Here is a 26905-nt window from a genome sequence, read left to right as displayed (position 1 = left end):
ATATGAAAAGCTATAAGGGCGTAAAGCCAGATCTTCAAAAGCTTTTAGATTTGCGTTATCAAGCAAGAGGCATTACTTTTTTCAAAAAACAAACAGCAAATGCCGTAAATGCAGGAGGTAAACTTTCTAAAGCAAAGGGCCGAGGCATGGATTTTGATGAAGTTCGTCACTATCAAGCGGGAGATGATATTCGTCTAATGCACTGGTCTTTAACTGCGAGACTAGGAAAGCCTTATACAAAAGTTTATAGAGAGGAAAGAGAGCGTTCTTTATATTTTATTTTAGATCAAGGTTTTTCAATGAGGTTTGGTACTAGAGAATGTTTTAAGAGCGTTAAAGCAGTTGAGGCTCTTGCACTACTTGGATTTGGCGCTATTTCAGAGAATGAGAAGGTTGGTGGAATTGTTTTTGATGAAAAGGGCTATAGTTTTTTTCCAGCTAAGCAAGATAAAAGCACATTAGTTAGAATTTTTAATCAAACAATAGAAGATAATAAACATTATCAAGTAGAAAGTTCTAATGGTTTAGAAGAGGCCCTTAAGATCTTATATAGTAAGGTTAAGTCAAACAGCATAATAATTATATTAAGTGACTTTAGTCAGTTGACAAAAGAAGCACAACTTTATCTAAAACTTTTAACAAAGAATCATGAGGTTGTAAATATATTTAATTACGATCCAATAGAAAAACAACTTCCAGATCTAGGAGCTTATTTTTTTAGTGATGGAAAGCATAGATTAGAGATAGATGGAGCAAATAAAAAGCTTAGAGAAGGCTATAACGCACTTTTCACAGATAGAGAAAATAATATAAAAGATTTCTCTAAAAAGCATAAGATGATTTTTTTAACTTTGGCGACAAATGATGATTTAGTTAAAGCTATAAATTATGGGATGATGAATGATGCAAGAAGCTAATCTTTTAGATAATTTAAAAGATATTTATCTACCAAAAGAAGTTCCTTTTTGGCCAATAGCCTATGGCTGGTGGGTCCTATTAGGATTAGTAGTTTTTATAATTATTTGTATTTTCATTTTTAGAGAAATTAGAAAAAGCATAAAGAGACGAAAAGATTTAATAATTAAAGATTTCAGAGATAAGGTTTTTGCACAGAAGCCGGAAGAGTTTGTTTTAGCTATTTCTGTTTATTTAAAGAGAATGGCTATGGATAAATTTCCTAAAGATAGCCCTCATACGTTACATGGAGATAAGTGGCTTGAATATTTAGATAAAAGATTAAAAACTAAAGATTTTACTACAGGTTCTGGAAAAGTTTTATTAAATAGCTATGCTCCTAGAGTGTTAAATACACAAGAGCAAGAACAGTTACTAGCTGTAGCAGAAAAGTGGCTTAGGACGGTTATATGATACAAGTAGCATACCCTTGGATTTTTGTGTTGTTGCCGTTGCCTTTGTTGATTTACTTTATAGTGCCAAAGGCAAAATCAGATAAGCAAGCAGCTTTAAAAACACCATTTTTTGAGCAATTAAAAAGTAAATTGTCATATGGTAGATCACGAGTCTTTTATAGAGCAAGTTTTTTGAAATATTTGCTGGCGTTGATTTGGATACTTGTAGTTACTTCAGGTTCTGGACTTCAATGGCTTGGTAAACCTATAGCAATGAAACAAAGTGGTAGAGATTTAATGATGGCCATAGATTTGTCAGGAAGTATGGCTATAAAAGATATGAAAAAAGACAATGATATGGAATCTAGATTTGATTTAGTAATGAGGGTTGCAAATCAATTCATAGAAGAAAGAAAGGGGGATCGGGTAGGACTTATATTATTTGGAACTAAGGCTTACTTACAAACTCCTTTAACTTTTGATACAAAAACTGTCCAAAACATGCTAAATGATGCAACTATAGCAATAGCTGGGCCACAAACAGCTATTGGGGATGCTATCGGATTAGGTGTCAAAAAGCTTATGGAATATCCAAGTAAATCCAAAGCACTAATATTACTCACGGATGGGGAAAATAATGCGGGTGTTATTCACCCTATACAAGCTGCAGAGATCGCTGAACAGCAGGGGATAAAAATATATACTATTGCTCTGGGTGGTGGGAATATGGTGGTGAACACACCTTATGGTTCTCAAATGGTTAATACATCAGAAGATCTTGATACAAAAACACTAGAAAGAATAGCTGAAATGACAGGTGGAAAATACTTTAGGGCTAGAGATAGTGAAGATTTACAGCAAGTTTATGGTGATATAGATAAGTTAGAACCTATAAGTTCAGATAAAGCAGTTTTTAGACCGATTACTTATTTTTATCCATGGACAATGGGAGTGGCATTAGTTATAAGTTTTGGCTTTGCTTTAATATGGCTTTATCGTAGGAGAGGGTATTAATGACATTTATTCATTTTATTCGACCTTGGTGGTTTTTGGCTATAATTCCTGCACTAGTTATTTTTGTTTTACTTATAAGGTATAGTCATAGTAGCAATACATGGTTAAAGCATTGTGATAAACATTTATTAGAGTATGTTGTAGTTGGTAATAAGTTGGGGAAAAAGAAACTTATTATTCCTTCATTTTTTCTTTTAATATGGGGTCTGGCAATATTTGCTTTAGCAGGCCCAGCTTGGTCATATCAGGATGTTCCAGTTTATCAAAAAAGCATGCCTAGGGTTATAGCATTAGATGTTTCAGACTCTATGGATACAACTGATGTATCTCCAAGTCGTTTACAAAGAGCTAAATATAAAATTCTAGATTTGTTAAAAGAAATTCGTGAAGGACAAACTGGTATGATAGTTTTTTCCAGTGAGCCTTTTGTTGTTTCTCCATTAACTACAGATGCAAAAACAATCTCTAATTTAGTTCCTGTATTGAAAACAGATATAGTACCAGTCCAAGGTCATGATATAGCTAAGGCTTTGACTAAGTCGGCTGAGCTAATAAAGCAGGCTGGATTTAATGAAGGTGAGATAATATTAATTACAGATTCAAAACCGACAGAAGAAGCATTTAAAGAGGCTAAAAATTTAGAGGATGAGGGAATAAAGGTTACAACTTTTGCAATAGGTACAGCAAAAGGAGGAGTTGCTCAAAATACAGCAGGATCATACATAAAGGATGATAATGGCAATATTAAATACTTTGGTGTTGATTTGGCGGCATTACAAAAGCTTGCTAAAGTTGGAGGAGGAATATTTGTTGCATTAACGCCTGGTAATGATGATATAGACAGGATTTTAGCTGATAATGGTCAACTAACAAATGAAGATAAGACAGATAATGAAGCTGCAAGTAGTTCAGTTTGGTTGGATCGAGGTGTTTGGTTTATTTGGGGGTTAATAGTACTTTTAGCAATCCTTTTTAGAAAAGGGTTATTGGAGAAAGTATGTCGTTAAAAAAAATATTTATAGGTATTTTATTTTTTATGCCATGTTTAGTTCTTGCGAACACATGGAATGATTTATGGCAAACAAGAGATCAGCAGGGAATGAGCTATTTTAATAGTGATGAATATAAAGAAGCAGCTAATAGCTTTGAGAATGATCAATGGAAAGGTGCTGCCAACTATAAAGCAGGAAATTATCAGCAGGCATATAATGAGTTTAAAAAAGATGATTCTCCAGTGGGATTATATAATCAGGGTAATGCGTTAACACAAATGGGAAATTATTCAGAAGCTATAGAGGCCTACAAAGAAGCAGTAAAGCAAAGGCCTGATTTTGAAGATGCTAAAAATAACTTGGAAATAGCAAAAGAGTTGGAAAAAGAAAAAGATCAAAACCAAAATAACGGCGGAGACAACAAAGACAACAAAGACAACAAAGACAACAAAGACAACAAAGACAACAAAGACAACAAAGACAACAAAGACAACAAAGACAACAAAGACAACAAAGACAACAAAGACAACAAAGACAACAAAGACAACAAAGACAACAAAGACAACAAAGACAATAAAGACAATAAAGACAATAAAGACAATAAAGACAATAAAGACAATAAAGACAATAAAGACAATAAAGACAATAAAGACAATCAGGCGCCACCACCGCCTCCTAGTGAGCAACAGCAACAACAGCAGCAATCTGTTAAGGCAAGACAGGAGCAGTTGGATAAAAGGCAGGCTGAAAACTTATTGGCTAGGATAGATGATGATCCAGGCGGTTTATTAAAACAAAAGTTCTTGAGAGATTATAAAAATAGAGTCGGGAGTGGGCAATGATAACTAAAATCTCTAAATTTATTATCATTAGTTTTATACTTATATTTTCATTAACGCAGATAAGTTTTGCTAAGGTGTCTGCAAGTGTAGATAGAAAAAGTATAGGCAAGGGTGAGAGTGTCGTTTTAAGTATTAGTTTGGATGATTTTAATCAACAGCCAGATTTGTCCCCCCTTTATAAGAATTTTACAGTTTATGATACTAGTACAAGTAGTAAAGTGACCGTTGTAAATGGTAAGCAAACAGCTAGCTATGTTACAAATATAACTCTAATGCCAAATAGAGATGGAAGGGTAATTATTCCTGCTTTAGCTATAGGTAATGAACGCACAAACCCAATCACCATACAGGTTTCTAAAAATTTAACAAACGTTGAAGAAACAAAATATAGTCAAGTTTTTGCAACAGGAGAGCTTTCTTCTAATATTGGGTATGTTAATTCACCAATTGTTTATACTTTGAAAATCTTTTTCGCAACTCCTTTAGTTAGCTTACAACTAAAACCATTTGAGATAAAAGGAGTCGATATCAGAGAGACTGGACATAATGCGAAATACCAGAAGCAGATGAATGGAAAACTATATGATGTTATAGAACAAAGCTTCTTAATTATTCCTAATAAAACTGGTGAAATACATATTCCAGCAATAATTCTACAATTAAATGTAGCAAATGGATTTGGCCAGTTGGGTTATAAGCCTGTAATTGTTTCAACAAACAATATGGTACTAAATGTTAAGCCTATCCCTCATGATGTCAATATTGATGACTGGTTGCCATCAACCTCTGTTGAATTATCGGATGACTGGTCAACCACTAAAGATTTAAAGGTGGGTGAGCTTGTAACTAGGACAGTTTCGATAGCAGCTGAAGGTATGCTGGGTACGGATATTCCAAAACTATCTTTTGAGTCAACTGATGAGTTTAATATATATGCTGAGAAGCCACAATTTAAGGATTCTGAAGAAAATGGAAAAATGGTTGGTACGGCTACATATAAAATAGGTTACATGCCAACAAAAGAAGGAGCTGCAACAGTTCCTCCAGTCAATGTTAAGTGGTACAACATTAAGACAAGTAAACTAGAGACAGCTTCGATAGCAGCCAAAAAATTTAATGTTAAGCCAGGTTTTGTGCCAGCAATAATGCCTTTACAACAAGCTGGAGCTATAGCACAGAATGTATCAAGTCAAGTCTCACAAGATAATATGTGGAGATATACAGCTTATATTTTTATAATATTATGGTTAGTCACTTTAACAGTACTAGTATTTGTTCTTAAAAAAAGGAAAGTGATCGTAGTAGATGAGGAGAGTTTCAAAGAGCAAGATTCAGTAAAAGTCGGCACATTATCCGAAGTAAAAAAGGCTTGTTCTAAAAAAGATATTTTTGCATTAAAAGAAGCAATAATAGCTTGGGCAAAGACTAGATATAAGTCTCAAATATTTTCACTACCAGATGTTGCTAGATTTAATGATGATTTGAAAGATAAGCTACAAGAATTAAATAGAGCTATTTATTCAAATGAGGATTTTAGTAATTATAAAGAGCTTCTCGAGCTTCTGACAAAAGCAAATAAGAAAGATAAAAAACTAAAAAAATCTAAAGATAAAATAAAAGGTCTTTACGAATAAGGAATATAGGAAATTATATGAAAAAAATATTAACAGTAGTTACCTTTCTTTTTTCATTTCTTGCATTTTCTACAGCTTTTGCAAATGAGAATAGTATAAAAAAAGTTCTAATAACTGGTTTTGCACCGTTTGGAGGAGAAGCAACAAACCCTTCTTTTGAAGCAGTAAAAGCTTTACCTGATAATATTGATGGAGCTCAAATTATTAAGAAAGAGTTACCAGTAAGTTTTGAGGAGTCTATTGCTAAGCTTAAAGAATATATTAAAGAGTATAATCCAGACTTAATTATTTGTGTTGGTCAAGCTGGTGGGCGTTATAATATCTCTGTAGAAAGAGTTGCTATCAACATTGATGATGCGAGAATTCCAGATAATGATGGCAATAAACCAATAGATACCAAAATTTTTGCTAATGGTGAGAATGCATATTTTTCGAAATTACCAATCAAAGCAATAGCTCAAAATATTAATAAGTCAGGAGTTCCGGCAGAGGTCTCAAATACAGCAGGAACATATGTTTGTAATCACATAATGTATGCTTTGTTATATGAGTTAAATAAAAACTATCCTAATAAGAGTGGAGGATTTATTCACGTTCCTTATTCAACAGAGCAGGCTGTTGATAAGGTGAATACTCCTAGTATGTCTATAGAGGATATGACTAAAGCTTTAGCGGTAGCTATTAAAACTTCTATAAGTACAGGAATGGATATAAAAGTCACAGCAGGTAAAGAGAGTTAGGAAAATATTATGAGTGAAGTAAAAAAAGATTGGAAATATTATTTAGGAATAGTTTTATTTTCAGTTTCTTGGCTACCATATATTTTTGTATTTGGGGTATTACCTTTCTTAGGATTATCAACCGCAATGGCATTATCTGTTGCTTCGGTGGCTCTTGTAAGTGCAGAAGTAATGTTTGCTTTGTCAGTAGTACTGTTAGGCAAGACAATTATTGATGCTATTAAAAAAGCAATTAAAAGTATCTTTGGGAACTATTTTTCTTATAGTAAGCCGATTGGCAAAAAAAGATATACATTAGGAATAGTAATGTTAATAACAAGTCTTATTTATCCAACTCTTGTAACAGAAATTATATTACTTTTCGATTTGTTACCAATGGTAGGTAAAGTAAATCTTATATTAATTTTATTTAGTGGAGATGTGTTGTTCGTGGCAAGTTTCTTTATATTAGGAAGCAATTTTTTCCAGAAAGTAAAAAGTATTTTTGAATGGCCAAAGGAATAACACTATGGCAAGGATATTGTTAGAATTTATTTTAAGTTTTAGGGGTTTATTGATTTCATGAAAGTTTCTTTTCGTATTTTAAATACTAATACAGATGAAGAGTTAATAAACTACATCGTAGACTTTGTTGTGAAAGAATATTCTTCAGAAAAAAAGATAGCTATTTTAGCAGAGCAAAGTGTAGCTAAAATTGTTGATGATAAGTTATGGAAGGATGGCGAAGATGTCTTTATCCCTCATTTCTGTGCAATAAATAGTACAGAATATAATAAATATCCTAATGTTCCTGTATTTATAACAGATAATATGTTTCTAGTTTTAGATCATGATTTATTAATAAATATAACCAATTTACCAGTCAATATAGCAAAGAAAGCTCCTAAGGAAATTATAGAAGTTGTTGATCAGGAGGAAAATAGATTGGCAGTTTCTCGGAAAAAATATGTTTATTACAAGCAGTTAGGTATACAGCCAACTCATGAAAAAGGTTGATTTATATGAATGTGGACAAATTAAAAAAAGCTGAGCAAAAATTCCTTTCATTATATCCAGATGGTTTTTTTGACCCTACTATGCAAGAGATAGCTAAAAAACATAAAATGGATCAAAGGACAAAGCAAGCACAAGAATTTTTTAAAAAGTCAGCTTTTAGTGATGTAAGTAAAGTTTGTGAAAATATGGTTAAAATAGTAAGCCAGTCATCATTAATATCAATATTTGAGAAACCAAAGTTTAGAGATGTTGTGAAAAGTATGGGACCTACAGAAGAAAAGGCACTGTCTCAATCTTTGAAACTTATATTACATGGAGATCAGCAAAAAGGCTTTGAGCAAATGGTAGAAATATTAGGGCAATATAAGTTAGCTAAATGGTCTTTAGTAACGGTAATTCCAAATTATTATAAGCCAGATGAAGAAGTATTTATTAAGCCGACTACTACAAAAGGTATTATATCTACCTTTGAATTAGATGGAGTAGTTTATAATCCAAAACCAACATGGGATTTTTATAAAAATTATCGTAGTCAAATATTGGATATGAAGAGCCAAGTAGATGAGACTCTAGCTATCAATAATGCCGCATTTTGTGGTTTCTTAATGATGAGTATGTAAATTCTATTTTTTATTTAGGAGTGCTAAATTGAGTAGTTTAAGTAATAGAAAAGTAGTTGTTCTATCTGGTATAGGAGCAGTGCTGGAGTTCTATGATTTCTGTTTATATATGGTTTTCTCTAAAGAAATTTCAGCAACTTTTTTTAGCGGAATAGAATCTGAGCTTATAAAAAGTATTTTTACAGTTATTATATTTTCAATAGCATATCTTATTAGACCATTTGCTGGAATGATATTAGGATCTATAGGGGATGTAATAGGTAGAAAGAAGCTTTTTACTTTTACAATTATGCTAATGGGTATTTGTTCTTTCCTCATGGGAGTGTTGCCTGGGTATGAAACTCTAGGACTCACAGCAACAGTATTGTTCGTTACATTGAGAATTTTACAAGGGGTTGCGTTGGGAGGGGAGCTTCCAGCAGCTTATGTAATTGTTTATGAGTCAGTTCAGAAAAACTTTGGCGCTGCTTTCGGATTATTGTTTACATTTGTTACTTTTGGATTTTTATTTTCAGATTTGGTTTCGTATGTTTTTGGGGCTATTTTTGGTGATTATGCTTGGAGAATGAGTTTCATTTTCGGAGGGGTATTAGCATTTTTTGGTTATTATGTACGTTTGAATTTACATGAGACACCACAGTTCTTAAATTTACAGAAAAAAGATAAAGTACCTTTCTTAATACTATTTAATAAATATAGTTTAAGAGTTGTTGCAGCAACTTGCTTATCTATAGTCATAGCATTTGGTGGTGTAATGCTGACACTATATATGCATGATTTTGTTGGAAGATTAATAGATCTACCATCTTCAGAGATATCTTTTATATTAGCACCAAGCTTATTGGCTTTATCAATAGCTACATATGTATTTGGTTATAGGGCTGATAAAATAGGATTGAGAAAAACTTACGCTATTGCATGTGTTTTGTTATTAATATTAGCGTTACCATGCTTCTATATAATAGCAAATATTAAGACACCATTAGCTGTGATCTTTGGTACTAGTATTTTAACTATACTATTTGGTATGTATGTATCTGTAGCATTGTATTTTATCTGTGACTTATTTCCTACTGATGTTAGGCTATCAGGAGTTGGATTAAGCTATAATTTAGCATTTGCCTTAGTTGGTGGATTAGCTCCGTTAACTAGTCATTCTGTAGGTATGGTATCTGGACAGGCATACTTAGGGTTTGGTGCAGTAGCTTTAGTATGTGCTCTATTAGGATTATTAGGTTTATTTTTGTATAGTAAGCATTTGAATAAACTATATAAATCTAAAATTATTTAAGATAAAGGTGCAATAAGCTTTAATAATTTTTCAGGTATTAGGCTAATCAAATTTTTCTTAGGAAGTTCTCGGATTGAATCTTTTTTTAAATCCTCTGCAAAAATATTAATTTTTCTAAGTAATTCTTTTTCATAAAAAAGGGTAGAGATCTCATAGTTAATGAATAAGCTTCTATAATCTAAGTTTGCTGATCCTATTAGAGCCACTTGATCATCAATTAATATTATTTTGCTATGTAGCATGGATTTATTATATAGAAAGTAATTAACCCCATATTTTTCCAAATCTCTGACGTAATTATAATTAAGAAGAGTGGCGACCATTTTATCCGCTACATAGGGAATTATAATGGTTATATTCACGCCTCTTAAAGCAGCATTTTTAATTAGAGAAAATATTTGATCAGATAGGATGAAATAAGGTGTAATGATCGTTATCTTATCTTTAGCCGTTGCAAATAAGGAAATTAAAGTGTTATAAAATATTTCACTCTGTATATCTGGACCAGATGGAACAATATATGCGAAATCTTTAATATTTTCCTCGATATTGTATTCTTCTTTATTAAAATTTAGAGGGTATTTTTTAGAGGCATAGTTCCAGTCAGAGATAAAAAGGTTAGTATAGCCTTTAGCAATTTCACCTTCTATTTTTAGCATAATATCTTTCCAAGGATTTTTATTTTTTGCTAAATAATCATCACTTATATTTATCCCGCCTATTAGAGTAACTTTATTATCAAAAATGTAAATCTTTCTGTGATTTCTAGGATTGAAGTGATTCTTAAATAATAAGCTTCCCAATAAAGGGTTGAAGATTGCTATATCAATACCTTTCTTGCGAAGATTATTAATTTGCTTTCTTTTCTTAAAAGAAAAAATCGTATTTGAACCTAAAGCATCTACGATTATTTTAACTTTTACACCTTGCTTTATTTTATCTTCCAGCTTATCCATAAGCTTACTTCCGATGGTATCTAAATCCCAGATATATGTGACTAAGAAAATAGTTTCTTTGGCTCTATCTATTTGTTCAATAAAACATTTATATATGTTTTTAGTTTCATAATAAAAGGAAGTATCTGAATATGGTAATGGTGATAGCTGATAGTAACTCATTAATTTAGAAAGAGAGTGTTCAGGAGTATTTACTTTATTTTGAGTAGTTAAGAATTTGATCGGGAAACAGTCCATTTGTCCCCTTTTTTTTAATTGAGCAAACCAATATATTATCACTCCCAGTATATTTGGTGCTAAGCAAACAATAGCAATCCAAAATAGCTGAACTCTTAGAAAGCTTTTTTTATATAGAATAGAGAGGACTGTTAAGCCAATAAGTGAGTATATAAAGAAATATTCAATAATTGTCATAACATGGACCTATAAATAAAGTGCTTCGTATTATTATGCTATACTTTTAATAATATTTCTTTAGATTGGGCAGTAAAAGATGTTTAAGAAAGCTTTTATTTTATTTGGTTTATTTATAAGTACACAGTTCGCTTTCTCTCAAGATATTCCAAATAGCTTTGTGAATGTTAAAGATGTTATACCTTCTATACAGTTAGATATGCGATATGCAACAAATTTTAACTTCGTTGGAAAAAAGATAGATGGCTATAATGAAGGTAAATGTTATCTGACAGATCAAGCAGCAGAAGCCTTAAGCCAAGTTCAAGATAAGCTTGTACCAATGGGACTGTCATTAAAAGTTTATGATTGTTATAGACCACAAAAAGCAGTGGATAATTTTGTTAAATGGGCAGCAGATACTAAAGCCACTCAGATGAAAACGACTTTTTATGAAGAGGTTGATAAAAAGAATCTCTTTAAAGATGGTTATATTGCTGCAAAGTCAGGGCATAGTAGAGGTAGTACTATGGATCTAACAATAGTGCCGATAGATAGTAAAATTCCTGAACATCGATCAAAGCAAGTGTCATGTACTGCACCATATAGTCAAAGAGATCCTGATAATAGTTTAGATTTTGGTACTGGATTTGATTGTTTTAGTGAGAAGTCTCATCCTGATTATGTTGATATCCCAGCACAGGCTAGAGCTAATAGATTATTACTTCAGAGATTAATGGAAGATGCTGGATTTGTACCATTAGATACAGAGTGGTGGCACTTCACACTGAAAGATGAGCCATATAAAGATACCTACTTTAATTTTGAAATCTAGAAACTATATATATAGTGCTATATACTTTTATTAAAACATCTTTCAACTGATTTAGTGAAATATTATAAACATATAGATGGTTTAAGAGCATTAGCAGTAATAGCTGTGTTATTTGCACACTTAGACTTTCCAGCTTTTAGAGGTGGGTATGTTGGGGTAGATGTTTTTTTTGTAATAAGTGGTTTTTTAATAACTAATATTATTATTAAAGAGTTAGAAGAAACAAAGCGATTTGATTTTATAAATTTTTACACTCGTAGAGCAAGGCGTATTATGCCTGCGTTATCTTTTGTATTAATAATATCTTTTATTTTAGGTGTTTGGTTACTGGATTTAGCAAAATTTCATATATTTGGAGGATCGCTGGTTTCAACAGCTCTCTCTTTTTCTAATGTATATTTTTATAAGCAAGCAAGTTATTTTGATATATTGTCTCAATCCAATCCTTTATTACATACATGGTCTCTAGGTGTTGAAGAGCAGTTTTATATTTTCTGGCCTGTTATTTTATTAATTACATTTAGATTCTTTAGAGAGCATTTGTTAAAGGTCTTATTTTTACTGTTTATTATTAGTTTTATAAATAATATTTATGATCAAGATAATTATATAACAGCATTATATTATTTAGTCCAGTATAGAGCTTTTGAGTTTCTAATAGGAGCTTTTCTTATTTGGATCTTAAAGATTAAAATTAAGGATAATTATAAAAAAGAGTTACTTTGTGCTTTAGGCATATTATTTATTCTATATCCAATTTTTACCTATAAACAAGATACACTCTTTCCGAGTTATAATGCATTGCTACCATGTATAGGAGCTGCACTTTTGATTTATGCTGGTGAAGCAAAATATCTAGGGTTTCTTTTTAGAAATGAAATTACAAGATTTATTGGTCTAATAAGTTATTCTCTATATTTAGTGCACTGGCCTCTTATAGTTTTTATAAAAACTTATAATGAAGATGTTGGTCAGCTTTTTGAGTTATCGTTATATGTAAAAATAATAATATTTTTTGTTTCTATATGTGTGGCGACTTTTATGTATTTTTTTATAGAGCAGCCTTTTAGAAAAAATATTCCTAAAAATAAGGAAAAACAAATTTTTCTATTATTTAGATGGTTAATAGTTGTCATATTTTTTATTGTATTGGGTTTTTCTATTTATTGTAACAATGGTTGGGCGTGGAGAGCGAAATCTCCTGAAGTGATAGAGACTATTTCAGATATTTCTAACTATAATTTAGAAAATTGGGGAGGAGCTGATTTTAAAGAAGATTATATTCATATAGGTAAGACAACATATCCAAACATTATTATAATGGGAGATAGTCATGCGGGGATGTTAGATTTTGGTATTATTAAAGAAATCGCAATACCATATGACTTAACTATTTTTACAGTCGCTCATAGAAATATTTCAACTTTGTTGTTACCGGGGGTTATAAGATTATATCCTAAGAGCCAAAAGTCCTTTGATTACTTATCGAAGAAATCTTACTCAGAGGCAATTACTGCACTTAAAAAGTCTAAAGACTCAGTGCTTATTTATTCTACATGGCTGTCCGGACAACTTAAAATGGCGGGGTCGATAGAGACTCATAAAAGCTTTAATATAGATACATTAAAAATAGTTGATTATAACGATTATGAATTATTTATTAATGCTTTGGATAAATTAAGAGCTGATATGGGAAAACATAAGTTAATTCTTATAGGAGACTTTCCTGGAGCATTAAATTATAAACCTTTAGAGTGTATATCTGAACTTAAGTGGTTTAAGTTTGATAAAAAATGTAATAGTGAAGATAAGGCTAGTGAGAATATGGCTGCGATAAATGTGAATGGTATTTTAAAAGAGTATGCTAAAAGGTATGAAAATGTTTATTTTATTAATCCTTATGAAGTTTTTTGTGAAAAAGGATATTGTAAAAATATAGATAGTAAAGGAAAATCTTTTTATTCAGATAGTAAATATGAGGAGTCCATAATGATAACAAATAGTCACTTATCTAAAATAGGGTCTTTATACTTTGCTAAGCATATAAGAGATCAACTTATTCGTATCATTAATGAGCCGATAGCTAATAACCAATAAGCACTCTTTCTATATTTTTTCTACTAATCTTGCTAAAATTATCCTCATTAAATTTTTCTAAGTTTTTTGCAATTTATATAGGTTTTAAGAATGACTCAAGAGATGAATAAAAATTATAATCCTAAAGAGATAGAGCAATCTAATTATCAAAAATGGGAAACCTCAAACAAGTTTGCTTGTGGTAACACTGACTCAAAAGATACATATACAATAATGTTGCCTCCTCCAAATGTAACAGGGACGTTACATATGGGGCATGGTTTCCAGATGTCTCTAATGGATATTTTGATCCGTTATAACAGAATGTCTGGTAAAGATACTTTGTGGCAACCAGGTACAGACCATGCAGGTATCGCTACTCAAATGGTTGTAGAGAGACAGCTTAATGCACAAGGTATTTCTAGGCATGATTTAGGGCGTGAGAATTTCGTAAGTAAAGTTTGGGAATGGAAAGAGCTTTCAGGCGGAACTATAACTTCTCAAATGCGTAGAATAGGAGCTTCTCCAGATTGGAATAGAGAAAGATTCACTATGGATGATGGTCTTTCTGACGCAGTGAAAAAATGTTTCATTAAACTATATGATGATGGTTTGGCATATCGTGGAGAGAGGTTAGTAAACTGGGATCCTAAGTTAAAAACAGCAGTATCTGATTTAGAAGTTGCTCAGAGAGAAGAAAAGGGTTCGCTTTGGCATTTCATTTATCCGATAGCAAATAGTGATGAGAAAATTATTATAGCAACAACACGTCCAGAGACGATGCTTGGCGATATGGCTGTTGCAGTTCATCCAGAAGATGAGAGATATGCTCACCTTGTTGGTAAGATGATAAATCTACCACTTACAGATAGACAGATTCCTATAATAGCTGATGACTATGTTGAGAAAGATTTTGGTACAGGATGTGTGAAGATTACGCCAGCTCATGACTTTAATGACTATGAAATGGGTAAAAGACACAATTTGCAGATGCTAAATATCTTAACTGATGATGCCGCACTAAATACTAATGTACCGTCAAAATATCAAGGATTAGACAGGTTTGAAGCACGTAAGCAAATAGTTGCTGATATGGATGCATTAGGCTTGTTAGACAAAATAGAGCCTCATGCGTTAAAAGTACCTACTGGAGATAGAACTGGGGAGGTTTTAGAACCGTATCTAACTAAGCAATGGTTTGTTAAGGCTGATGTACTTGCAAAACCAGCTATAGAAGCTGTAGAGACTGGTAAGGTTAAGTTTGTTCCAGATAACTGGAAGAACACATATTTTGCTTGGATGCGTGATTTACAAGATTGGTGTGTATCTAGGCAGCTTTGGTGGGGACATAGAATCCCTGCTTGGTATGATAGTGAAGGTAATGTATATGTTGGTGAAAATGAAGCTGATATTAGAGCAAAATATAACTTAGCAGAAGACTTTGCTATCAAGCAAGATGAAGATGTATTTGATACATGGTTCTCATCTGCATTATGGCCATTTAGTACACTAGGCTGGCCAGAAAAAACTCCTGAATTAGAGAAATATTATCCGACGAGCGTTCTTGTAACTGGTTTTGATATTATTTTCTTCTGGGTTGCTAGAATGATGATGTTTGGTATGTACTTTATGAATGATGTGCCATTTAGGGATATTTATATTACTGGACTTATCCGTGATAGTGAAGGTAATAAAATGTCAAAATCAAAGGGTAATGTGTTGGATCCTGTGGATTTGATAGATGGTATTTCTCTAGAAGATTTACTTGAAAAAAGAACCACTGGTTTAATGCAACCACAGATGAAAGCTAAGATTGAGAAAGCTACAAGGAAAGAATTCCCAGAAGGCATTAGCGCTTATGGTGCAGATGCTGTGAGATTTACTTATGCAGCGTTGGCCTCTACATCTCGTGATATCAGTTTCGATACAGCTAGAGTTGAAGGGTATCGTAACTTCTGTAATAAACTTTGGAATGCTTCAAGATTCGTAATGATGAATTTAGATGATTATAAGGTTTGTAATAATTATGAGTTAGGTGTTGCAGATAAGTGGATTTGGAGTGTTTTAAATAATGCTGTTGCAGATATACATAAACACCTTGCGAATTATAGATTTGACTTGGTAGCAAATACTATTTATGACCTTGTATGGAATAACTATTGTGACTGGTATGTTGAGTTTGCAAAAGTTACTTTAAAAGATGAGTCTTTATCTGAAAAACAGAAAAATGGGGTTAAGTATACCTTAACTAAAGTATTGGAAAACATTCTAGCTTTAGCTCATCCTCTTGTGCCATTTATCACAGAGAGTATCTATCAGCAGTTAAAAGTTCATTTAAATGATGCTAAAGATACTATTATGGATGTGTCCTATCCAGTAGCTAAAGAAGAGCTTGTAGCTAAAGAAGATGAGGTTGTTATCTCATGGTTACAAAATGTAGTTACAACTCTTAGAAATATGCGTAGTGAAGTAGGTATTAAACCATCTTTAGAGATAGACTTAATTATTAAAGATATAGCTGAGAAAGAAGAAGGCTATTTAAGACAGACAGAGAATTTTATAAAAGCTTTAGCTAGAGTTAAAAATATTGAATTTAGTGATAATCCTCCGACATCTTTATCACAAGCTATAGAAGGTTTAGAATTAAATATTCCTCTAGAAGGTTTAGTTGATGTTGAACAAGAGGTTGTAAGGCTAGATAAAGAGTTGGAGAAACTACAGAAAGAAGTTGAAAGGGTTGAAAACAAACTTTCTAACCAAAAGTTTGTGGCAAATGCTCCAGAAGCTGTGGTAGCTGTCGAAAAAGAGAAGCTAGCTAAATATCAAGAGCTTTATGCGAAAACGCTTGAGAAAAAGGAGGCTTTAGTTTAGGTTTTTTGGGAAAAGAAGGCTGAATATATTTTGCTTGTCCTGTAAGTTGCTTTATCTTTTTTAGATTTTTTTCTTCTCGTAATAAAAATACTTTTCTGTGAGTTTTATTTTTAACTAATAAGTGAGACTCTTTTATTATTACACCTGTTATATCTCCAGTTTTAGAATAGCGTAGTTTGCTTCTTTTTATTTGGTAATCTGACTTTTTTAGTATTTTTTTTATCTCATAAATCACATCAGATTTCTTGAAATCTTGTGAGCTTGAAAATGTCATATCATCAACATATAGGGAAAATGTTAAATTATATTTATTTGCGATGATATTTATTTCTTCAAACATCTCATAATTAGAAAGGTATGATAGTAGTTGGCTTACGCAGCTTCCTTGAACTAACTGGTTATTAAAAGTAAGCATTTTAGCTAAAGTATCTGCAATATCTGGAGAGCATTTAAACATTTTATAGAAAAGATAGAATACTTTTTTCCTTGTTGTTGAAGGAAAGAAGTTTTTGATATCTATAGTTAAAAAGAAAGAAGATGCAATATGTTTTCTTGCATTGCAAACATATGATCTTCCTTTAACTCCTGAGAACAGAAAAGTGTGAACTTCTATTCTTGATAAAAGAGAGAGTATTCTCTCATGAATTTTTTTTGTAATGTTAATAGGAGGCTGTATATTTCTTGTTTTACCATTTATTTTCTTATTAAAACTATAGTGTGCTGGAAACTGTGTGGCTTGCTTAAGTTTTTTTTCATCTATATAAAGAATCTCTTTGAGCTTTTTTTTTGAAGATAGCTTATATATAGGAGACTGATCTATGCTGTATTTTTTCATTTTAAATGAGAAATGTTTGACGGCATTAAACATTCTATCACACTTTTAAAACCAGTATTTAAACTGGATTTTAAATGTACTAAGCAATATAAATTGCATGAACATTTATGTCAGCATCAATATTGATACTATCCGAGCTCAAGCATAAGCATAGAGCTATGATAATCAAACATTCGATGATATTTTTTGTTTTTTTATTCATAGAGGTTTCTCCCTAGTTAAAAAGAGAGACGAACACAAAATGGTCTCTCTTTCTCTCGCAAAACTAAGGATGCGGAAATATCATCGATTAATCTCATCATAAATGGAGTGATAGCTCTCGCATCACTCCAAAATCTCTAGCAATGTATATTAAGTAAAACAAAATTATACAAATTGCTTAGGGATTCGAGTTAGGCTTGTTAACCAGGCCCTCATGAAGCAGGAGCTTCATAAATTTACACGAGAATCGCATTAAACCTCGGTAGACGATTATATATAACTATCCTAAGTTGTCAATATAAAATTTTTGTTTATAAATTCTTCTAATAAAAAGAGATCTGATGAGAGTTTAAGATATTTGATAATAATTAATTATTTTAAAGTTTAGTATTCTGCTCTTAGATATTATCTCTTAAAGAGATACTTTATATTGAAACAATTAACCTTCTAGTTTAATCTTTAAACAGTTTTATTTTCTAAGTTATTTAGATTTTAGAAGAAATATGGGATTTAAAATATGAAAAAAGCATATGTATTACTTGATTACTTTCTAAAGATTTTATTTTTAGTAATATTTTGGTTTGTTGCAGGTATTTTCCTAGGCTATGCAACAGTATTTTTGACATCATCTGATAGTGTTTACAACCTTTTACACGCAAATGGATTTGTATGGACAACCGTATATGGTGCAACTGAGCTTGCTTGTTATGTTCCAATGCTTTTTGCGATAATATTTGTAGCATTTGGCAAAAATAAGAAGCTATTAGTTATACCAATGGTTGTTGTCCTTATACTTTTACACCTAATTCAATATGTTATCTGTGCAGGGATATTAGATTATTTGACTAGATAATCATGTTAAGAGAGTTATCAGAAAATATATGGATCTCAGATGGAGATGCAGTCCCTTTTTTTACAATTCCATATACTACAAGAATGACTGTTATGAGACTTAAAAATGGTGACCTGTTTATCCATTCACCAATTAAGCCAAAGTCTGAATTATTACAAGAAGTTTCTAAACTTGGAAATGTAAAATATTTAATATCTCCAAACAAAATACATCACCTTTTTTTACAAGATTGGATAAAACTTTTTCCTGATGCAAAAGTATATGCTTCTCCAGGACTTAGAAAAAAAAGAAAAGATATAAAATTTACTGCAGATCTAAAAGACTTTCCTGAAGTTGATTGGGAGGATGAGATTGGTCAATTAATTTTTAAAGGTAGCAGTATTATGGAAGAAGTTGTATTTTTTCATAAAGCATCTAAAACGCTTATACTTACAGACTTAATTGAGAACTTTGATGAGAATTATTTTTCTGGAATTAAAAAAATAATAGCTAAGTTTTCAGGTATTGTAGCACCTAATGGCAAAACTCCAATAGATTGGAGACTATCATTTTTCTTTGGTAAAAGAAAGGCTCGTAAATGTTTCGATAGAATATTGAGTTGGAATCCAGAAAGAATTGTTATAGCTCATGGAAAAAATGTTGAAAATAATGCAGTAAATTTTCTTAAAAAATCATTTAAATGGTTAAGTAAATAAAGTTTACTAATGAGGTTTTATTAATATAGATTTATTTACTTGATTAATATCAGTATGGCCACAAAATGCCATAGTTTTATCCATTTCTTGATAGAAAATTTCTAATACTCTTTGGGCTCCTTTTTCTCCATAAGCTCCGATACCATAATTTAGTGCTTTACCTATCATTCCAGCTTTTGCACCTAGAGCTTTTGCCTTAAGCAAATCTTGTCCTGAGCGAATTCCACTATCTATAATAACCTCAAGTTTGCTATCAACAGCATCAACGATTTCTTCTAATACAGAGATGCTTGAAGGAGCTCCATCTAATTGGCGACCTCCATGGTTTGATACAACAATCCCTTCTGCTCCAGTATTTTGAGCGAGGATTGCATCTTCAATATCCATAATTCCTTTAATAATCATAGGACCATCCCATTGATTTTTGACCCATTCAACATCACGCCAATTTAAGCTTAAATCAAACTGCTCACTTGTCCACTTACCTAAGGATGCTAGATTATTAGCATTTTCAATATGATTTGCTATATTTCCAAAGGTTCTGTTTTTTGTTTTTAACATACCTAAACACCAGCGGGTTTTCGTGCTTATGTTAATTAGGTTTTTAATAGTTGGTTTCGGTGGCACGGTCATACCATTTTTCACATCAACGTGGCGCTCGCCAATCATTTGTAAATCGGCTGTTAAAACTAGTGTGCTACAGCCAGCATCTTTTGCTCTAGCTATTAGATTAGCCATAAATTTTCTGTCTTTCATCATGTATAGCTGGAACCAAAAAGGCTTAGTAGTATGTTTAGCAACCTCTTCTATAGAGCAGATAGACATGGTTGACATAATATAAGGAATACCAAACTTTTCAGCAGCTCGAGCAGCATGAATTTCGCCATCAGCATGTTGCATTCCAAGTAAACCAGTTGGAGCGAACATTAGTGGCATATTGAATTCTTGACCTAGTATTTTTGTTTTTAGAGAACGTTCTTGTATATCTGTAAGTACTTTTTGTTTAAATAGATATTTGCCAAAATCTTTTTGATTACTCTCTAAAGTTTGTTCTTTCCATGAGCCTGACTCACAATAGTCAACAAACATTTTAGGAACTCTACGGTGATATATTTTACGCATATCTGCTATTGATGTAATTTTCTCTAAATTACTACTCATCGAATCATCTCCAATGTGATTTAAGGGTATTAAGTATCGGGTTAAATTTCCGTAAAAATCTTTTCTTCAGGAAGTCTAGATTTAGGCAATTTGGCATTAAAATCATCTTCTGAACTGTAGCCAGCAGTTACAACCACAGAAGCTGAGAAACCTTTTTCTTTTAAATTAAATTCTTCATCTATGATATGAGGTTCAATACCTTCCATTGGAGTAGCATTTATTTCTAAAGCAGCTAGACCAAGTAAAATAGCACCTAAACTTATGTAGACTTGTTTTTCAGCCCAGTGTTTAAGGTCTTTGGGATTATATTTATGTAGAGAGGTAAACTTTCTACGAGCAGCTTCTTGTAGTTTTTCAAACTCAGCAGAAGGGAATCTACCATCTTTTCTTTCTTGAGCTAATAGTTCTTCTAAATAGCCATCACTAATATCAGTTCTTAGGCAAAGAACAATAACTAAAGCAGCATCTTTAATATTAACTACATTTTTAGGGTGGATATTCTCAGCAGATTTAGCAATTTTAGCTTTTGCTTCATCTGAAGTAGCTAATATAAAATGCCAAGGTTGAGAGTTTACACTAGATGGAGTAAATCTAAGAATATCTTTTATTTGCTGGATTTGTTCATTAGTAAGTTTTCTTGAAGGGTCATAAGCTTTTGTTGTATAACGAGTTTTAGCATATTCGACAATATTCATATTATAAAATCTATGGAAAAGTTTTAGTCAGTATATTTGATTAAGAAATATTGGACAATGTTTTTGGGTAGAGATATTTTTATTTTTTTGTAATCATATCTTTTATTAAAAAGCATATTAAGATTTTATATGATCTATTGTTCTGCTCTTCTAGCTGTTGAAGATAATAAGATTCTGCTTGTACGAGTTAGAGATAACACAATCTGGTATTGCCCTGGTGGTAAAATTGAACAAGGTGAAGAACCAAAAGAGACTCTTATAAGAGAGTTAAAAGAAGAGCTTAATTTAAATATGCCTCCAGAAAGTTTAACGTATTTAGGTAAAACTATTACAGATAATCATGATAGGACAGATACGGTTATATTAGAGTGCTTTACAGGCAATATAGATCAAGAAATAAAACCATGTGCAGAAATTTCTGAAATTAAATGGTTTGATTTTAATGATACTGAATTTATGGCTCCTGCTGCTATGGAAGGTATCAGAAGATGGTTCTCTTAAATATTAAGGTTGACTTAACTCTTTATATTTTTTATTATTTGAGCCGTTTGTATACTGATCCTATCAGGATGTAACAAAATGTGGTTTACTATATTTAGTAAATTTAATTTAAACCTCAAAAACTAAGAGTTTTTATTATGAAAATTATGTTCTCTGCTGATGGTATATCTGAGTCAGAATTAGAAAAAACATCAACTATTGCTAAGCATGTTGATTGTGTGAAAATAGGGCATATTTTATGCTCTACCTTATCATTTGATGAGATAAATAAGCTTGTTGGAGATAAAGACATATTCTTAGACTTTAAATTTCATGACATTCCAAATACTGTTGCTACAGCTATTGAGAATTATTCAAACTCAATTAAAAATCTTAAATATTTTACCTTTCATGGCACAGCTAGTGACAAGATGATTAAGGCAGCGATTACTGCTAAAACTAATGCTATTGCCTTAGCAGTTATCACACTTAGTAGTGATGCTGATTTTGATAAAGAGGATTCTTTAGAAAAGTTTGAAAGATGTTTTAATCTAGGTGTTCGTAATTTTATTTGTCATCCATTTCTAGTAGCAGATGTGCGTAAAAAGTTTGGTAAAGAGGTTAAGCTATATGTTCCAGGTGTAAGGCTTGAAGAAGATTCCTCAGACGATCATTTTAATGCATTGACTCCACAAAAAGCAAAAGAGTTGGAAGTTGATTATATTATAGTAGGTAGACCTCTTCTTAAAGCAGATAATATTTTAGAAAAGCTATCAAAATATGATTTTTAAAATATAGCTTTATTATTTTAGATTTAGAGTATTTAAATTCTACTCAGAAGTTCAGTTTTTTTATTATTAAACTCTTCCTCAGTCAAGATACCAGCGTCCTTAAGTTTTCCTAACTGTTCTATCAGAGAGATTATCTCGTTACTAGTAAGAAGACTATTTTGTGAAGATTTTTCTTCAATAGTTGAGTTAGGTGTTTTTATATCTTCGACTAAAGAATGGTGATTTTTTATTTTATTGTTATTTATTATTTCTTCTATAGGCTTTGATATATTTTCAGAAGGGTTACTTTTCTCTAAGCTTGTTTTCTGACCATTTATACTAACTATAGGTAGAGATGAAATATTAACAGTACCATATTGGCTAGTAAAAGTTGCTGGAGAGCCTTGTTGTTGTGATACACCATTAATTTGGTGGTCTAGGGTATTATAAATTTTTATTTCATTATTAATATCAATGACTAGTCTATTAGCATTAGCAAAGTATGCATAACGGATATTATTTTGTGCACCAGTAGAGTTTGGAAAACCTAGTTCTGCGGGCCACCAGTTGTTGCTATTATGAGAGGATTTACTTACAGCTTTTTCATAAACTTGGTGGTTAGCAGCTAAATTGGAAAGTTCAGTACATAGACTATCAACAGTTGCTTTTAGCCCATAGTTGAACATATCACCAACCATAGTCATGCCACCTTGCATCCATTGTCCATTACCACCTAATTCAGGACAGTTGAATTGAGCCATTACTCCACCACCAGTTATTACACTGTCTAGCATATGTAATACGGTTTCTTGACTTAGGCCATAGCGACTTGCTATTTCTACAATAGCCTCTTGACCTTGTTGTGTTAGTTTATGCATAAGTAATAGTCCCCTTAATAGCTAATATATTTTTTTAATGCTTGTAGAGTCTATTTTATAAATTGGGGGTTTTCAACCTTTAGGTTATTAAGAGTGTGTTGTTATCTTACTTTTATGTTAAAATGCTTTTCTAAGCTCATATGATATCAGCTTATAAGCAAGGCTAAGATGCAAAATAAGAATCTAAAAAATATTATTGTTTCTCCTCCCTTCGGAAAATACTTAAAATTTAGAAGTACATCTAACGTTTATGGCTCCTTCACAATTCCTCAAAGAAAAGGACTTATCAAGCAGGCTATTAAGACTATTCGTAAAATAGATAAAAATGCTTGGAGAAATAAAATCGGACTTAGAAATCCTGGTTTAGCTAATATTAATCCTCCTAGGAGAGCTCAAGATATAATATCTCTAGCAGCTCTAGAGATGGGAGATTGGCAGAAATTCGCAGATATTTTAAACTCCGAAAGATTTAATAATAATAAAAATATAGAAATAAATATTGGCTGTCCAAATGCTCAGATATGTGACTTTCCAAGTGAGAATGTAAAACTTTTCAAAAAAGATAAAAATCTAATTGTTAAATTTCCTCCAACTATAGATGCAAATGAAAAAATAAAAGAATATCTAGCTGTTGGAATTAAAACCTTTCATCTTTGTAATACAATCCCTACTGATAAGGGTGGTATATCTGGTTATCCATTACAAGAGTATTCTTTAAAAGCTGTAAGGGAAGCTAGAAAAGAGTTTGGTAATAGTATAACTATCATAGGCGGTGGTGGTATTTATACTTTAGAAGATGCTCAGAAATATATTGAAGCAGGAGCTGATCATTTATCAATGAGTTCGATTTTCTTTAATCCTTTTAAAGGAACAAAATTAGTTAAGAGTATTTCAAAGAATATTTTTTCATAATAAATTGCTATAAAAGTATTGATCATAATTTTTAGTCATTTAAGATGTCTTAACATAGCGCTGATTTAATTCAACTTGCGAGCGCTTTATAAATTCTGCTAAAGCGATTCGTATTATATTTTTCTTTTACGTTTTAGCAGGCTTTTTGTTTAACTAAAACTTTGAGGAATATAATATGACTATACAAAAAGCTCATTTTGAAACACTATCTGTTCATGCTGGTAATCCTGGTGAAGATTCAACTGGGGCTATCATGACTCCAATTTATACCACTTCTATATATCGTCAAGAAACTCCGGGAGAGTATAAGGCTTTTGAATATAGTAGATGTGGCAACCCAAGTCGCCTTAAATATGAAAATGCTGTTGCAGAGCTTGAGAATGGAAAAGCCGCTTTTGCTTTTGCTTCAGGCATGGCCGCGATAAATTCTGTAGCTGACATATTAGATGTGAATAGTCACATCATAGCTTTTGATGCTATTTATGGAGGCACATATCGTTTGTTTGAAGAAGTTAAAAAGAAAACTAGTGGTTTAAGTGTAACTTATCTAGATTTTAATGATTTAGATCAGTTAGAAAATAGTGTCCAAGAAAATACTCGTATTGTGTGGATAGAAAGCCCATCAAATCCTTTGCTTAAAGTTCTCGATATTGGAGAAATTAGTAAGTTTTGTAAAAAGCATAATTTATTATTAGCAGTGGATAATACTTTTGCTTCTCCATATAACCAAACACCAATTTCTCTAGGGGCTGATATAGTAGTCCATTCAGCATCTAAATATATAAATGGGCATTCAGATGTTATAGGTGGGATAGTTGTAGTAAAAGATGATCCAGAACTTATTGAGAAAATAAAATTCATTCAAATATCTGGAGGAGCTGTGGCAGGTCCTTTCGATAGTTTTCTTGCTGCAAGGGGTTTAAAAACTTTAGCTTTAAGAATGAAGCAGCATAATGAGAATGCTTTACGTTTAGCTAAATGGTTAAATAAGCATGATTTAGTTAAAGAAGTTAATTATCCTGGTTTAGAGAGTTCTCCAACACATGAAATTGCTAAAAAGCAGATGAAAGGCTTTGGAGGTATTATAAGCTTAGAATTAAATGGAGATATTAATACCGCAAAGAGATTTTTAGAATCATTAAAGCTGTTTTTTATTACAGTGAGTGTAGGAGGGGTTGAGAGTTTATCTTCAATCCCCGCTCTTATGTCTCATTCATCTATGCCAAGAGAAGCCCGTTTAAAATATGGAATTACAGATACTTTAGTTAGACTTTCTATTGGTATTGAGAGCCCAGAAGATTTAATAAATGATTTAGATCAAGCGCTAGAAAAGGCTAGAGGAGAGCTAGCATGGAATTGGTAGCTCCGACACAAACCAAATTTCCCAAAGGAATGGTTTATCTATTCTTAACAGGGTTGTGGGAAAGATTTAGCTACTATGGTATTACGGCTTTATTGATTCTATATTTATTTAAATTTTTTGGGATGTCTGATGCTAAAGCATACCTTATCTATGGGGCTTATGCTTCCATGGTTTATGGAACTCCTATAATTGGTGGGTTAATTGCTGATAAATACATCGGGCAATATAGATCAATAATAATAGGTGCTTCTCTTATCGCTTTAGGCCATTTTGTGATGATTGTTCCAGATAGCCATAACTACTATTTTTTTTCTGGTTTGAGCTTTGTTATTGTTGGAACTGGGTTATTCAAGCCAAGCATAGGGGCTATTACTGGAAGCTTATTTGTAAATAGTGAGTATAAAAGAAATGAAGGTTTTACTCTACTATATATAGGGATGAATTTAGGAACCATAATTGCACCAATAGTGTGCTCATATATTGCAATAGCAATCAGCTGGAATCTGGCATTTGGAGTAGCGGGTGTTGGGATGTTAGTGGGACTAGTAATTTTTATAAAAGGAGGCAAACACTATAAAGATATAAAAACCAGCAATATAAAGAAAACGGCCTATAATTATCCTTTTTGGGTAATTTTAAGCACATTTATTTGTGGTCTAATTTTGTTTGTTTTTGTTTTATTAGTTTATCCAGTATGGGCTAGTAGAATTTTATATTTGATAGGTTTATCTACATTATTTCTAATTTCTTATTTTGTTTTTAAATCTGAAAAATATGATAGAAGCAGAATATATATTACAGTTACTCTAACCTTTTTTTATATGATTTTTATGATCCTGCTACAACAAAGTGGTGGGATGCTAAATGTTTTTACAGAGAGAAATGTAAATAGAGAAATACTTGGATTTGTTATTCCTACAAGTGCGTATCAGTCAGTGGAGCCATTTTTTATAATATTTTTTGGTCCAATATATGCTTTGCTAGGTAGACGATTTAAAAATAATACTAATGCATATCCTGCTAAGTTCGCTACAGGCTTGTTAGTTATGAGTACTTCATTTTTGGTATTGGTCTTAGCAATTTCATTAACAGCTAAAGAGGGATTTATCTCATCTTGGTGGATAAATTTAAGTTATATGTTACAAGCGGCAGGAGAATTATTTATTGGTCCGATAGGTTTAGCTATGGTTAGTGCAGTAGCTCCTAAGAAAATGGTAGGATTTTTTATGGGAGTCTGGGTTTTAAGCTCTGCTTTTGCAAATTTCTTAGCAGCTAGTTTTGGAGCTTTAATTAGTGGTAGTCAAAAGGCTGGCTCAATAGCACCAACAGAAACTATAGACACTTATTTCCAAGCTTTTATTTATTTTACCTTATTAGGTTTAGTAGCTGCTTTAGTATTATTTGCTTTATCACCATATCTAAATAAAAAACTTAGAGCTATAACGATATAAGA

At 31.9% G+C, this 26905-nt stretch carries 27 protein-coding genes; 21 read left to right on the top strand and 6 right to left on the bottom strand.

The window, feature by feature from the left end; translation table 11 throughout:
* Nucleotides 1–2 precede the first annotated feature (2 nt).
* From DNK87_RS08320 to DNK87_RS08270, 11 genes are read left to right on the top strand one after another with little or no spacing between them, the layout of a single operon-like run.
* A complete protein-coding gene (locus DNK87_RS08320; protein WP_119331100.1) occupies nucleotides 3–917 on the top strand; it encodes a DUF58 domain-containing protein in 915 nt (304 codons plus the stop codon).
* Entirely contained in the window at nucleotides 904–1368 is a 465-nt protein-coding gene (locus tag DNK87_RS08315) for a DUF4381 domain-containing protein (RefSeq protein ID WP_159240252.1), read from the top strand. Before DNK87_RS08320 ends, DNK87_RS08315 begins: the two co-directional genes overlap by 14 nt.
* Nucleotides 1365–2363 carry a vWA domain-containing protein gene (locus tag DNK87_RS08310; protein WP_119331098.1) on the top strand — a complete coding sequence of 333 codons (999 nt, stop codon included), beginning with the start codon at nucleotides 1365–1367 and terminating at the stop codon, nucleotides 2361–2363. Before DNK87_RS08315 ends, DNK87_RS08310 begins: the two co-directional genes overlap by 4 nt.
* The gene (locus tag DNK87_RS08305) at nucleotides 2363–3370 is read left to right on the top strand and encodes a vWA domain-containing protein (RefSeq protein WP_119331097.1); all 1008 of its coding nucleotides are present in this window, start codon (nucleotides 2363–2365) and stop codon (nucleotides 3368–3370) included. The genes DNK87_RS08310 and DNK87_RS08305 overlap by 1 nt, the downstream gene beginning before the upstream one ends.
* Complete coding sequence (locus tag DNK87_RS08300; RefSeq protein WP_159240250.1) at nucleotides 3361–4197, top strand: tetratricopeptide repeat protein; 837 nt, start codon at nucleotides 3361–3363, stop codon at nucleotides 4195–4197. Before DNK87_RS08305 ends, DNK87_RS08300 begins: the two co-directional genes overlap by 10 nt.
* Complete coding sequence (locus tag DNK87_RS08295) at nucleotides 4194–5831, top strand: BatD family protein (RefSeq protein ID WP_119331096.1); 1638 nt, start codon at nucleotides 4194–4196, stop codon at nucleotides 5829–5831. The genes DNK87_RS08300 and DNK87_RS08295 overlap by 4 nt, the downstream gene beginning before the upstream one ends.
* A 17-nt stretch (nucleotides 5832–5848) precedes the next feature.
* On the top strand, nucleotides 5849–6571 hold the full coding sequence (pcp, locus tag DNK87_RS08290) for a pyroglutamyl-peptidase I (RefSeq protein WP_119331095.1): 723 nt from the start codon (nucleotides 5849–5851) through the stop codon (nucleotides 6569–6571).
* Nucleotides 6572–6580: 9 nt separating this feature from the next.
* Nucleotides 6581–7075: a transporter suffix domain-containing protein gene (locus tag DNK87_RS08285; protein ID WP_119331094.1), complete on the top strand. Its 495-nt coding sequence runs from the start codon at nucleotides 6581–6583 to the stop codon at nucleotides 7073–7075.
* 57 nt (nucleotides 7076–7132) lie between these two features.
* The gene (locus tag DNK87_RS08280) at nucleotides 7133–7567 is read left to right on the top strand and encodes a DNA polymerase III subunit chi (protein WP_119331093.1); all 435 of its coding nucleotides are present in this window, start codon (nucleotides 7133–7135) and stop codon (nucleotides 7565–7567) included.
* A 5-nt stretch (nucleotides 7568–7572) separates the two neighbouring features.
* Nucleotides 7573–8187: a hypothetical protein gene (locus DNK87_RS08275; RefSeq protein ID WP_119331092.1), complete on the top strand. Its 615-nt coding sequence runs from the start codon at nucleotides 7573–7575 to the stop codon at nucleotides 8185–8187.
* 28 nt (nucleotides 8188–8215) lie between these two features.
* Nucleotides 8216–9478, top strand: coding sequence for an MFS transporter (locus DNK87_RS08270; RefSeq protein ID WP_244614640.1), 1263 nt, complete (start codon nucleotides 8216–8218; stop codon nucleotides 9476–9478).
* Here the strand turns inward: DNK87_RS08270 and DNK87_RS08265 are convergent.
* The gene (locus DNK87_RS08265; RefSeq protein WP_119331091.1) at nucleotides 9475–10848 is read right to left on the bottom strand and encodes a phospholipase D-like domain-containing protein; all 1374 of its coding nucleotides are present in this window, start codon (nucleotides 10846–10848) and stop codon (nucleotides 9475–9477) included. The two genes, DNK87_RS08270 and DNK87_RS08265, sit on opposite strands and share 4 nt — an antisense overlap.
* 79 nt (nucleotides 10849–10927) lie before the next feature.
* Here DNK87_RS08265 and DNK87_RS08260 point away from each other — a divergent pair, with 79 nt between their 5' ends.
* The 3 genes from DNK87_RS08260 to DNK87_RS08250 all read left to right on the top strand — a co-directional run bounded on the left by DNK87_RS08260 (nucleotide 10928) and on the right by DNK87_RS08250 (nucleotide 16609).
* Nucleotides 10928–11662, top strand: a complete 735-nt coding sequence (locus DNK87_RS08260; RefSeq protein ID WP_119331090.1) for a M15 family metallopeptidase — start codon at nucleotides 10928–10930, stop codon at nucleotides 11660–11662.
* A gap of 54 nt (nucleotides 11663–11716) precedes the next feature.
* Nucleotides 11717–13759, top strand: a complete 2043-nt coding sequence (locus DNK87_RS08255) for an acyltransferase family protein (protein WP_159240248.1) — start codon at nucleotides 11717–11719, stop codon at nucleotides 13757–13759.
* A 90-nt stretch (nucleotides 13760–13849) separates the two neighbouring features.
* Nucleotides 13850–16609, top strand: coding sequence for a valine--tRNA ligase (locus DNK87_RS08250; protein WP_119331088.1), 2760 nt, complete (start codon nucleotides 13850–13852; stop codon nucleotides 16607–16609).
* On the opposite strand, the gene DNK87_RS08245 is transcribed toward DNK87_RS08250, so the two are convergent.
* Both DNK87_RS08245 and DNK87_RS09040 read right to left on the bottom strand, forming a co-directional pair.
* On the bottom strand, nucleotides 16554–17444 hold the full coding sequence (locus tag DNK87_RS08245) for a reverse transcriptase family protein (protein WP_119331220.1): 891 nt from the start codon (nucleotides 17442–17444) through the stop codon (nucleotides 16554–16556). The genes DNK87_RS08250 and DNK87_RS08245 overlap by 56 nt on opposite strands.
* A gap of 79 nt (nucleotides 17445–17523) precedes the next feature.
* A complete protein-coding gene (locus tag DNK87_RS09040; protein ID WP_280177133.1) occupies nucleotides 17524–17646 on the bottom strand; it encodes a hypothetical protein in 123 nt (40 codons plus the stop codon).
* Nucleotides 17647–18162: 516 nt separating this feature from the next.
* On the opposite strand from DNK87_RS09040, the gene DNK87_RS08240 reads away from it, so the two are divergent.
* Complete coding sequence (locus DNK87_RS08240; protein ID WP_119331087.1) at nucleotides 18163–18498, top strand: hypothetical protein; 336 nt, start codon at nucleotides 18163–18165, stop codon at nucleotides 18496–18498.
* Between the two features lie 2 nt (nucleotides 18499–18500).
* On the top strand, nucleotides 18501–19193 hold the full coding sequence (locus tag DNK87_RS08235) for a DUF4336 domain-containing protein (RefSeq protein ID WP_119331086.1): 693 nt from the start codon (nucleotides 18501–18503) through the stop codon (nucleotides 19191–19193).
* Nucleotides 19194–19199: 6 nt separating this feature from the next.
* Here DNK87_RS08235 and DNK87_RS08230 read toward each other — a convergent pair whose 3' ends face one another.
* Together DNK87_RS08230 and nfsB are read right to left on the bottom strand one after the other, a co-directional pair.
* Nucleotides 19200–20354, bottom strand: coding sequence for an alpha-hydroxy acid oxidase (locus DNK87_RS08230; RefSeq protein WP_119331085.1), 1155 nt, complete (start codon nucleotides 20352–20354; stop codon nucleotides 19200–19202).
* A gap of 41 nt (nucleotides 20355–20395) precedes the next feature.
* Nucleotides 20396–21049, bottom strand: a complete 654-nt coding sequence (gene nfsB, locus DNK87_RS08225) for an oxygen-insensitive NAD(P)H nitroreductase (RefSeq protein ID WP_119331084.1) — start codon at nucleotides 21047–21049, stop codon at nucleotides 20396–20398.
* A 129-nt stretch (nucleotides 21050–21178) separates the two neighbouring features.
* Between nfsB and DNK87_RS08220 the strand changes: the two genes are divergently transcribed.
* Complete coding sequence (locus tag DNK87_RS08220) at nucleotides 21179–21550, top strand: NUDIX hydrolase (protein ID WP_119331083.1); 372 nt, start codon at nucleotides 21179–21181, stop codon at nucleotides 21548–21550.
* A 137-nt stretch (nucleotides 21551–21687) separates the two neighbouring features.
* Complete coding sequence (pyrF, locus tag DNK87_RS08215) at nucleotides 21688–22320, top strand: orotidine-5'-phosphate decarboxylase (protein WP_211360961.1); 633 nt, start codon at nucleotides 21688–21690, stop codon at nucleotides 22318–22320.
* Nucleotides 22321–22352: 32 nt separating this feature from the next.
* Here the strand turns inward: pyrF and DNK87_RS08210 are convergent, their stop codons facing one another.
* Entirely contained in the window at nucleotides 22353–23177 is an 825-nt protein-coding gene (locus DNK87_RS08210) for an SHOCT domain-containing protein (protein ID WP_119331082.1), read from the bottom strand.
* 168 nt (nucleotides 23178–23345) lie between these two features.
* Between DNK87_RS08210 and DNK87_RS08205 the strand changes: the two genes are divergently transcribed.
* The 3 genes from DNK87_RS08205 to DNK87_RS08195 all read left to right on the top strand — a co-directional run bounded on the left by DNK87_RS08205 (nucleotide 23346) and on the right by DNK87_RS08195 (nucleotide 26903).
* Nucleotides 23346–24089, top strand: coding sequence for a diguanylate cyclase (locus tag DNK87_RS08205; RefSeq protein ID WP_119331081.1), 744 nt, complete (start codon nucleotides 23346–23348; stop codon nucleotides 24087–24089).
* Between the two features lie 175 nt (nucleotides 24090–24264).
* Nucleotides 24265–25452: a trans-sulfuration enzyme family protein gene (locus DNK87_RS08200; protein WP_119331080.1), complete on the top strand. Its 1188-nt coding sequence runs from the start codon at nucleotides 24265–24267 to the stop codon at nucleotides 25450–25452.
* Nucleotides 25440–26903: a peptide MFS transporter gene (locus DNK87_RS08195; RefSeq protein WP_119331079.1), complete on the top strand. Its 1464-nt coding sequence runs from the start codon at nucleotides 25440–25442 to the stop codon at nucleotides 26901–26903. Before DNK87_RS08200 ends, DNK87_RS08195 begins: the two co-directional genes overlap by 13 nt.
* Nucleotides 26904–26905 lie beyond the last annotated feature (2 nt).

The organism is Pseudofrancisella aestuarii (assembly GCF_003574475.2).
In the GTDB taxonomy this organism is placed as follows: domain Bacteria; phylum Pseudomonadota; class Gammaproteobacteria; order Francisellales; family Francisellaceae; genus Francisella; species Francisella aestuarii.
This window is presented reverse-complemented; position numbering and strand designations above follow the sequence as displayed.